8 protein-coding genes are annotated in these 10,207 nt (G+C 68.6%); 7 read left to right on the top strand and 1 reads right to left on the bottom strand.

The window, feature by feature from the left end:
* The first annotated feature begins 149 nt into the window (after positions 1-149).
* The 6 genes from ACH4TV_RS26435 to ACH4TV_RS26410 all read left to right on the top strand — a co-directional run bounded on the left by ACH4TV_RS26435 (position 150) and on the right by ACH4TV_RS26410 (position 6,863).
* Complete coding sequence (locus ACH4TV_RS26435) at positions 150-3,632, top strand: DNRLRE domain-containing protein (RefSeq protein ID WP_398402187.1); 3,483 nt, start codon at positions 150-152, stop codon at positions 3,630-3,632.
* 163 nt (positions 3,633-3,795) lie between these two features.
* Entirely contained in the window at positions 3,796-4,407 is a 612-nt protein-coding gene (locus ACH4TV_RS26430; protein ID WP_398402185.1) for a Uma2 family endonuclease, read from the top strand.
* A gap of 72 nt (positions 4,408-4,479) precedes the next feature.
* A complete protein-coding gene (locus ACH4TV_RS26425) occupies positions 4,480-4,887 on the top strand; it encodes a VOC family protein (protein WP_398402183.1) in 408 nt (135 codons plus the stop codon).
* A 188-nt stretch (positions 4,888-5,075) separates the two neighbouring features.
* Entirely contained in the window at positions 5,076-5,483 is a 408-nt protein-coding gene (locus tag ACH4TV_RS26420; RefSeq protein ID WP_398402181.1) for a hypothetical protein, read from the top strand.
* Between the two features lie 14 nt (positions 5,484-5,497).
* On the top strand, positions 5,498-6,025 hold the full coding sequence (locus ACH4TV_RS26415; protein WP_398402179.1) for a thiol-disulfide oxidoreductase DCC family protein: 528 nt from the start codon (positions 5,498-5,500) through the stop codon (positions 6,023-6,025).
* A gap of 160 nt (positions 6,026-6,185) precedes the next feature.
* Positions 6,186-6,863, top strand: a complete 678-nt coding sequence (locus tag ACH4TV_RS26410) for a TetR family transcriptional regulator (protein WP_398402178.1) — start codon at positions 6,186-6,188, stop codon at positions 6,861-6,863.
* Positions 6,864-6,876: 13 nt separating this feature from the next.
* On the opposite strand, the gene ACH4TV_RS26405 is transcribed toward ACH4TV_RS26410, so the two are convergent.
* Positions 6,877-9,288: an MMPL family transporter gene (locus ACH4TV_RS26405; protein WP_398402356.1), complete on the bottom strand. Its 2,412-nt coding sequence runs from the start codon at positions 9,286-9,288 to the stop codon at positions 6,877-6,879.
* A gap of 176 nt (positions 9,289-9,464) precedes the next feature.
* On the opposite strand from ACH4TV_RS26405, the gene ACH4TV_RS26400 reads away from it, so the two are divergent.
* Positions 9,465-10,169: a response regulator transcription factor gene (locus ACH4TV_RS26400; RefSeq protein ID WP_398402176.1), complete on the top strand. Its 705-nt coding sequence runs from the start codon at positions 9,465-9,467 to the stop codon at positions 10,167-10,169.
* Positions 10,170-10,207: the final 38 nt, after the last annotated feature.

Below are 10,207 nucleotides of genomic sequence, written 5' to 3'. Positions count from 1 at the left end.
CAATCACCAATACGGGCCCGGCGATCGACCTACTCAATTCGCGCGCGCCTTCGCAAAGCGTGACGACAGCCGACTCATGGGTCATCATCGGCGGGCCCGGTCGCGCCTTGTCGCGCGCCCGGTTCCGAGGGGGAAAGGGAACTCGCCCGATGACGCGCAACAGGCGCCGCATGCCCGGAAGTCGGACCACCGCCGCCATACTCGTGGCGGCCCTCGCCGCCACCGGCATGGTCTTCGTGGGCTTCGGCCTGGACGATGCCGACTCCGTCGGCGAGGCGGACCGTGGCCGAAACCTAAAGCCGGTCACCGAGGCCGCGGCGATCACACGCGCCGTGAAAACCGGGAAGCCTGTCGAGGTCACCGCGCTGCGCACGGCGCGCTCCAACACCTGGGCCCGGCCCGACGGTCGCATGGCCAAGCAGCTGTACTCCTCGCCGATCCGGGCCAAGGTGGACGGCGAGTGGAAGCCCATCGACTACGACCTGCGCCGCACCGAGGCCGGCTGGGAACCCGGAGCCACCAACACCCGCATCGTGTTCTCGGCCGGCTCCGACGGTGCCGAAGCACGCGGGCAGGAGCGCTCCTCACGCGACACCGTGCGCCGAGTCTCCCTTGTCAAGGGCGTCAGGAACGCGACCACAGCTGCCGCCGAGGAGACTGCGACTCCCCTGGTCACCCTGACCGTTGAGGGGGGCTACGACATCCAGCTCACCTGGCCGGGTGCGGTTCCCACCCCGATCATCGACGGCTCCCGGGCCCTGTACCCGGAGATCTTCCCCGGAGCCGACCTGGTCCTCACCGCCGAGGACGACGGCTTCGCCCAGCTCATCGTCCTGAAGAACCGCGCGGCCGCCGCCGATCCACACGCCCAGCAGCTCTCGTACGGCATCAGCGCCCCGGACCTGACCTTCCGCCTGGACCCGATCACCGGCATCCTCACCGCCGAGAACGCCTACTCCGCCGAAGTCGCCATGTCGCCCACTCCGCTGATGTGGGACAGCAGCGGGGCGCCGGCTGTCACAGACGGCGGTGTAGGTGCCACCGCGCAGCCGACCGCGTCCGAGTCCCCCGTCCCCACCGACGGGACCGGCGCCACACCCAGCGACACTGCCAGCGCCAGTGCCACCGAAGAGGAACTGGTCGAGTCGGACGAGCAGACGGACGCCGACCCGGAGGACCTGCCCTCGGCATCCGACGGACCCGCGCCGACCGTGTCGGAATCCCCGCTGCCGTCCGCGCCGGCCGAGCCGACCCCGGCCGCCTCGCAGACCGGTTCGGCCGCCACGCTCAGCCTGCCGTCCCTCGACGGTCCCTCCCCTGACTCGCGCGGCGAGCTGGTCGAGGCCGACCTGTCCGGGGCGAACTGGCTGCTCACCCCCGACCAGGACTTCCTCGCCGACCCGGCCACCACCTACCCGGTCTTCGTGGACCCGTCGGTGAAGAAGCACACCCAGAACTGGACCACGGCCTACAGCCGTCACCCCAACGCAACCTTCTACAACGGCAAGGGCTTCAACAAGGGCGGAACGCACGAGGCCCGCGTCGGCTTCGAGTCCGACACCTGGGGGACATCCCGCTCGTACTTCAACATCGCCTTCGACAAGGATCTGAAGGGCACAAAGATCGAGAGTGCGAAGCTGCGCGTCCTGGAGACGTACTCCTGGTCCTGCAGTTCCCGCGCGATGAGCGTGCACCTCACCGGCGAGATCAACTCCCGTACCAACTGGAAGAACGCTCCTCGGCTGCACGACGGCAACAGGTTCGCGACCAAGAGCTTCGCCCACGGCTACAAGTCCGGCTGCCGGGACGCGTACGAGACGTTCGACGTGCGCAAGGCAGCGCAGCAGCGTGCTGACAAGGGCGAGGACACCATCACCTTCGGCATGCGGGCGACGGACGAGCACTCCCAGTACTCGTGGAAGAAGTTCCAGGCCAACGGTGACAACGCGCCCGTGGTGGAGCTCGTCTACAACCGCAGGCCGACCGCACCCGACGCCCTCGACCTCGGCCCCGACGCCAAGTGCACCACCACCAAGCCGTACGTCCGCATGGGCGCCGGCAGCCTGACCTTCACCGCCAGGGCGTCCGACAAGGACAAGAACCTCGACTACCTGGACTTCGACCTCTGGCCGCACGGCAAGTGGGGCACCACCGGCGACATGCTCGGCTCCACGGGTACGGTGTCCGCCGGCGCCGACAAGGAAAGGGCACTGCGCACCACCAGTGCCTTCCCGACCAGCAGGCTGACCAACGGCGCCCTCTACTCGTGGCGGGTGCGGGCCTTCGACGACGCCGGCACTTCCTCCGGCTTCTCACCGGCCAAGACACCGTGCCGCTTCATCCTCGACCTCTCGGCCCCCAAGCCGCCCAAGGTCAGTTCCACGGACTTCCCCAACGCCGACGGCAGTGAGAACGGCTTCGGCAACAGCGCCGAGGACGCGAACTGGAGCACCAAGAAGTTCGGTACACCTGGCTCCTTCACCGTGCGTGCCCTCAACACGGATGTGGTGCGGTACGAGTACGGATTCAACTCGCCCAGCTACGCGTTCACCCTGAACCGCACGGCCGGTACCGCCGTCACTGTCAGCGCGACCCTCTCGAACGCCAAGCCCCCGGCCGCCGGACCGAACGTGCTGTACATCCGGACTGTCGACGGCGCAGGCAATGTCTCCGATCCGACGAAGTACCTCTTCTACGTCACACCACGCGACCAGGCCGACGCACCCGGAGACTTCACCGGTGACAAACTCGCCGACATGATGGTCGTCACCGGGGCCGGCAACCTGGGGATGTATCCCTCGCAGGCCACCGTCACCGACCTCACCCAGGGCACCGGCGACCTCGTCGACTACTCGATGCCCGGCGGCTACCGGGGCAACCCGGACAAGGACCCCAACGGCGACGACCTGCCACCGTTCGTCCAGGCTCCCGACGGCCACTTCAAGGGCGCCCTGATCACCCACAACGGTGACATCTACGGTGGCGACGGCCTCCAGGACCTCGTCGTGCGCCTCGGCGCGAAGCTGTGGGTGTACCCGGGCGACGGCTACGGCGCCGTCAATATCGACAAGCGCCGGGAGATCCTGCTGCCGGAGGGTGCGCCGAGCCCATCGACCCTGACCCAGATCGTGTCTGCGGGCTTCGCCACCGAGTTCGGGCACACCGACTTCATTGGCACCATCGGGGACCAGTTGTGGGCCTTCACCGGTTACCACGGGGCGACCGTCGACGGGGCGACCCGGCTCTCTGCGTCGGGCTGGACCAACCGGGACATCGTCATCGCCCGGGACGTCAGCGGTGACGGCATCACCGACCTCATCCTCCGGGACAACAACACGGACAAACTGTGGCTCCGCAAGGGCGTCGCCGCCACCGGCGGGGTCGATCTGACCTCGCTGGGCAAGGAAGGCACCGACACCGAGTACGGCGCGGCCGGCTGGGGCAACACCACCATGCTGCACCTGATGGGCACGCCCGACGTCAACGGCGACTCCATCCCCGACATCTGGGCCGTACGCTCCGACGGCACCGTACGGGTCTACTCGGGCGGCAGGACGAGTGTCGTGGCGGGGTCCGGCAAGGAAGTCATCAGCGCGGCGCCCTGGTGGCAGAACCGGATGGCAGTCGGGTGATCGGCTGAGTGCCGCGAGTACGTCGCCGAGGGCCCGTTTCCGCAGGAGACGGGGCCCTCGGGCATGCCGGGCACACGATCGGGTGACGCGACGTGAAGGGGGCACACCTGTTCCTCCCGGCCTACGATGATGGCCTCGACACCAGCCCAACGGGAGGCACCTGATGTCCGCAACAGCTGCCGAGCAGCCTCACGGCGACCGTCCGCTGATCGCGGAGGCGAACCGCCTCATGGAGCGCAATCCGGGCTACCGCGTCGAGATCATCGGAGGCCTGATCCTCGTGTCCCCGCCCCCGGACCTCCCCCACGCACGTGCGCTGGCGAGACTTACGCGCCCATTCGTCGCGGCCGGCATCGACGGAAGCGAGACAGAGGTACTCCAAGGCGTCGGTCTGTGGTTGCCCAGTGGCACCGAGGATTACGCCATCCCTGATCTTGTCGTCGTCGACGCCGACATCGAAGAGCACTACGTCGAGAACAACTGCTACGAGCCAGTGGCCTTCCAACTCGTCCTTGAAGTCACCTCCAGCAATTGGAAAGCCGACCTGCAGACCAAGGTCACCGCCTATGCAGCCGCCAAGGTGCCCGTCTATGTGGTCGTCGACCGCAAGCACCAGCGCCTTCATGTGCTCACCGACCCCGAGGGCAACGCGTACACCACCCACCGCATCCACGCCCCCGGCGAGATCGTCACCCTCCCCGACTCGATCGGTGCCAAGATCAGCCTCGATGTGGCCGAGATCCTCGAAGCCGGGCAGCCCAAGCGGACCCCCTGATCACACCCGGCCACGCCCGATCGCCGTACACGCCTCCAAGGATTCCGCCGACCATCCCCTTACCCTGACGCCATGTCAGATGACGAGTCGTACGAACTGCTCGGTTTCGACAACGTGCTGCTGCCCGTCGGTGACCTCGCCGAGGCGGTCGACTTCTATGAGCGCGCCGGGTTCAGTGTCGCCGCCCGGCTGGACGAGGCCGGGATCGCCGTGCTGAGGGTGGGTGGCGAGACACCGGGCCTGCTGTTGCGGGTGGAGGAGGCGCTCGGTCACCGGCCGCCTCCGTGGCCCTCGCCCCGGGTGTGGCTGGAGGTGCCGGACGCCAAGGCGGCGACGCGCGCCCTGACGGCCGCCGGTGTCGCCCCGCTCGACGCCCCGTTCTCCACCGCCACGGGCTGGACCGTCGAGATCGCCGACCCGTGGGGCAACGTCATCGGCTTCACGGACTACAGGAAACGGCCGGAGCTCGGGCGGTCCTGACCGCGGAGAGACGAAGGGCGGTTCGATGTCGAACCGCCCTTCCCCTTTGCCCTGCTACGTGATCAGCCCACTCCACCGAGGACTTGAACGTGTTCAAAAACAGGTCTACAGTCTTCCCCGTAAGCACTTTTGAACGCGTTCAAGTCGTTCAGAAGGCATGAGTAAGGCATGGGGACAAGGACGGGGACATGGACCTCACAGTCGTCGCATACGTCATATACCTGCTGGTCAGCGTCGCACTGACCGTCTGGGTCGCGCGCACCCTCAGTAGTAACGGGCGGGTCTTTCTCGCTGATGTGCTGCGTGGGAACGAGAAGCTCGCCGAGGCCGTCAACCATCTTCTGGTGGTCGGGTTCTATCTCGTGAACCTCGGGTTCGTCGCCCTCTATCTGAGCGGTGACGGGGATATCAGCAGCACCCGGGAGGTCTTCGAGGCGCTCTCGACCAAGCTCGGGGTCGTGCTGCTGGTGCTCGGTGTCATGCACCTCGCCAACGTCTTCGTCCTCAGCAAGATCCGGCGGCGGGGTGTCATGGAGCGAGAGCAGGTGCCGCCGGTCGCGCCGCAGGGCTGGGTCGCCCCCGCTGCCGGGGCGTGACCACGATGAGCCACATGAACGCGGTGGGGTCGGGGGACACCACCGCCCGCGCGGACCGGGATGCCACGGGGGGCGTCCCGGTCCGCCGGCTCACCGTTCTGTACGACGCCGACTGTTCCCTGTGCACCTTCGTGCGCGGCTGGCTCGAACGGCAGCCGCAGCTGGTGCCGCTGGCGTTGGTTCCGGCGGGTTCGGAGCGGGCGCGGGGGCTGTTTCCGACCCTGGACCACTCCGCCACCCTCGACGACATCACCGTCGTCGGGGACTCCGGGCAGGTCTATCGCGGCACCGGTGCCTGGGTCGTCGTGCTGTGGGCGTTGCGCGAGCACCGGCCGCTCGCCCATCGGTTCGCCACCCCGGCCGGGGCCCGGCTCGCCAAGGGAGCCGTTCTCGCGGCCGCCAAGTGGCGCGGGAACCAGTGGGGTACCGCCAAGGGCGGCCGGCAGGTGTACCGGCGGGCCGACGGGTGGTCGTACGACCCCAGCTTCGGGTGGACCCACGGCACACCCGGCTGCGACAGCGGCGCCTGCTCCACTGGTTAGGCTCGTTTCCGTGTCAGCAGCGAAAGACAGCCCCGAGTTCCCCGAGTCACCCGAGTCCTCTGATTCGCCCGATTCTCCTGGTTCACCTGGTTCACCTGGTTCAACCGGTCGTGGCCCCGCCAAGAGTGAGCAGACCCGTGCGCTGATCCTGGAGACGGCCATGCGGCTGTTCAAGGAGCGTGGGTACGACAAGACCACGATGCGGGCGATCGCTCAGGAGGCCGGGGTCTCCGTCGGCAACGCGTACTACTACTTCGCCGGCAAGGAGCACCTGATCCAGGGCTTCTACGACCAGCTCGCCGGCGAGTACCAGGTGGCCGCGCGGGAGGTGCTGGACCGGGAGACCGACCTGGAGGCCAGGCTCGCGGGGGTGCACCGGGCCTGGCTCGATGTGGCCGCTCCGTACCACGAGTTCGCGGTGCAGTTCTTCAAGACGGCCGCCGATCCGAACAGTCCGCTCAGCCCCTTCTCCGCCGAGTCGGAGCACGCGCGCACGCAGGCCATCGACGTGCACCGGGAGGTGCTCGCCGGGTCCAAGGCCAAGGTGCCGGAGGAACTGCGGGACGTACTGCCCGAGTTGATGTGGCTGTCCCAGATGGGCATGGTCATGTACTGGATCTACGACCGGACCGAGGGGCGTGAGCGCACCTATCGGCTCGCCGGGCGCGGGGCCCGGCTCACGGCACGGGGGGTGTCGCTGGCCCGCTTCCGGGTGCTGCGTCCGCTCGTACGCGAAGTCCATGACCTGTTCAGCGACTTCCTGCCGGGGATGACCAACGCCCTTCCCGAGCCGTCCGAGGAGCAGGCGACCGGGAAGGGCGGGCAGCAGGCCAAGTAGGGCTGAGCGTGGGTCAGTTCACCGCGTCCACCTCGTCCTCCGACACCTCCGTCAGCTCCACGTCGTAGACCAGCGGGCCGTCGTCCACCCTCACGTGGCGGGCCCGCGAGCCGTACGGGGCCGCTGTCGCCGACAACAGATACGCGCCCGGTGCCGGGACGGAGAGGATGTACGAACCGTCGGCGAGAGAGGTGACGCGGTCCAGTTGACCGCCGCCCATGGAGAGCAGGGTGACCGTCGCGCCAGCCACCGGCGCGCCCTCCATGTCACGTACGAGGCCGTGGACCACCGAGGCGCCGCCCGTCGACAAGGCCGGTTCCTCCGTCTCCTCCTTGGGTTCCACCGCGAGGTGCGGCAGGCGCTTCTCCAGGCCTGCCGGCAGCCACCAGTTGGAGTTGCCGAGCAGGTGCATCGCGGCCGGCACCAGGGCCGTACGGAGGATGAACGCGTCCAGTGCCACCGCCGCCGCGAGGCCGATGCCCGCCATCGCGCCCTCCATGTCGCCGCTCAGGACGAAGGCCGAGAAGACGCAGATCATGATCAGGGCCGCGCAGTTGATGACCCTGCTGGTTTCCGCGAGGCCGACGCGGACCGCCCTCGCGTTGTCCTTCGTGTGCACCCACTCCTCGTGCATACGGCTCACCAGGAACACCTGGTAGTCCATCGAGAGGCCGAAGAGGAGGGAGAGCATGATGACGGGGAGGAACGCCGTGATCGGGCCCTCCTTGCCGACGCCGAGCAGTTCCGTGCCCCAGCCCCACTGGAAGATCGCGACCAGTACGCCGAAGGAAGCCGCCGCCGCGATCAGGTTCATCAGCGCGGCCGTCAGGGGGACGATCAACGAGCGGAACGCCACCATCAGCAGCAGGAAGCCCAGGGTGATGATCGCCGCCACGAAGTACGGCAGGCGTTCGCCCGTCACCGCCGCGAAGTCCTTGAAGATCGCCGTCACGCCGCCGACGTGAGCCTCGGTCCCGGAGGCCGGGATGACCTCGTCCCGCAGGCGGTCGATCAGCCGGTCCGTGTCCTCCGACTGGGGGGACGTCGTCGGAACCACCTGGATCACCGTGATGCCCTGGGACGGGGGCGCCGCGGCGGCCTGGGCCACACCCTCCGTCGTACGGATCGTCGAGACGAGCGCGTTCGCGTCGCCCTCGGCGACCACCACCTGGAGGGGGCCGTTGAAGCCGGGGCCGAAGCCCTCCGCCAGCAGGTCGTAGGCCTGGCGGGTGGTCGTCGACTCCTGGTGGTTGCCCTGGTCGGTCGCGCCGAGGCGGATGGAGAGGACGGGGAGCGCGAGGATCAGCATCGCCAGCAGGGCCAGTGCCGCCGTCGAGCGCGGGCGCCTTTCGACGTACGACGACCAGCGCGCCGCGAGGCCGCTCGCCTCGGCCGGTTCCGGGCCCGTCGCCGCCAGTTTGCGGCGCTGCTTGCGGCTGAGGACGCGCATGCCGAGGAGGCCGAGGAGGGCCGGGAGCAGGGTTGTCGCCGCGAGCACGCTCAGGACGACCATGAGGGAGGTCGCGATGACCACGCCGTCCAGGAAGCGCATGTTCATCACCAGCATGCCGGCGACCGCGATACACACGGTGCCGCCCGCGAACAGCACTGCGCGGCCTGAGGTGTTGAGCGCGGTCACCGCCGATTCCTCGGGCTTCATGCCGCGCAGGATGCCCCGTCGGTGGCGCGTCACGATGAACAGCGCGTAGTCGATGCCCACGCCGAGGCCGATCAACGAGGCGAGCAGCGGGGCGACTTCGGGGACGTCGGTGACATGGCTGAGCAGTGACGTCGCCATCAGGCCGGAGCCCAGGGCGGCGATCGCCACCACCAGCGGCAGCAGCATCGCGAAGAGCGAACCGAAGGCCAGGAACAGAACGACCGCCGCGGCCAGGATGCCCACCATCTCGGCGATGCCGGTGGGCGGCTCCTGGGTCCTGGTGATCGCCTGGCCGCCCAACTCGACCTGGAGTCCGTCCCGTTCGGCGGCCTGGGCCGTGTCGACGACGTCCTCGACCGTCTCCTTGGGGACCGAGTTCGCCTGCTCGGTGAAGGTGATCTGGGCGTAGGCGATCCGCCCGTTCTCGCTGATCTGGGCCGCGCCGCCCGAGGCGTACGGGCTGGTGACCTCGCCGACCCCCGCCATCTTCCCTATCTCCGCCAGCTTCGGCTCGATCCGGGATCGTACGGACTCGTCGCCCACCGTGCCCTCGTCGACCTTCCAGACCACCGTGTCGGTGTCACCCGAGGTCTGTGGGAAGGCCTTCTCCATCAGGTCGTACGCACGCGTGGAGTCCGTGTTCGGGAGGGAGAAGGTGTTCGCGTAGTCCGTGCCCGCGGCGGAACCCGCGAAGCCCAGTCCGAACACGCCCCCCACCCACAGCAACAGGACCACCAGCCGGTGCCGATAGCACCACCGCGCCAATGCCGCCACGCTCAACAGCTCCTTATGCATAAGTAGTTGGATTCGGTTGGTCCCCCAGGTCCTGGCAACAGAATTGGGTGCGCGGGCGGGCCTGGACACGGGCCGGCCATGACTCTCAAGGAACTCCAAAGCACCGACGGGCCCCGGCTGTCGGTGCTCCCGCCGATACTGGGGACATGACGGCTCCGGGCACAGGCAGAGGCACAGGCACCGTGCTGGTCGTGGAGGACGAACCGAGCATCGCGGACGTCCTCGCCATCGCCCTGCGCTACCACCGCTTCGAGGTGATGATCGCGGGCACCGTCCGCGAGGCGCTGCTGCTCGCCGAGCGCACCCGGCCGGATGTGGCGCTGCTCGACATCATGCTCCCGGACGGCGACGGACGGGCCCTGGGGCGTGAACTGCGCGAGCGGCGACCGGAGTTGGCCCTGGTCTTCCTGACCGCGCGGGACGCGCCCGCCGAGATCGTCGGCGCCCTCGGCTTCGGTGACGACTACATCACCAAGCCGTTCAACATCGATGAGGTCGTCGCTCGGATCACCGCCGTGCTGCGGCGGACCCGGCCCGCCGACGTGCTGCCCCAGCGGCCGCCGCTGCGCTACGGCGACCTGGAGCTGGACGAGTCGACGTACAGCGTGCACCGCGCGGGCGGCACCGTCGAGCTGACTCCCACGGAGTACGCGCTGCTGCGGTTCCTGGTGCGCAACGGCGGCCGGATCGTGTCCAAGGAGCAACTCCTGCGGCACGTCTGGCAGTACGAGCACACGCCTCCCGAATCGACGGTCGTCGAGACGTACATCAGCTATCTGCGGCGCAAGCTCGACGCGCTCGGACCGCCCGTGATCACCACCCGGCGCGGTGTCGGATACGGGCTGGCATGAGTCTCGTCAGGATCGGGGCGGGATGGGGGCGCGCCTTC

This window comes from Streptomyces sp. NPDC020898, from assembly GCF_044333925.1.
Lineage (GTDB): Bacteria > Actinomycetota > Actinomycetes > Streptomycetales > Streptomycetaceae > Streptomyces.
This window is presented reverse-complemented; position numbering and strand designations above follow the sequence as displayed.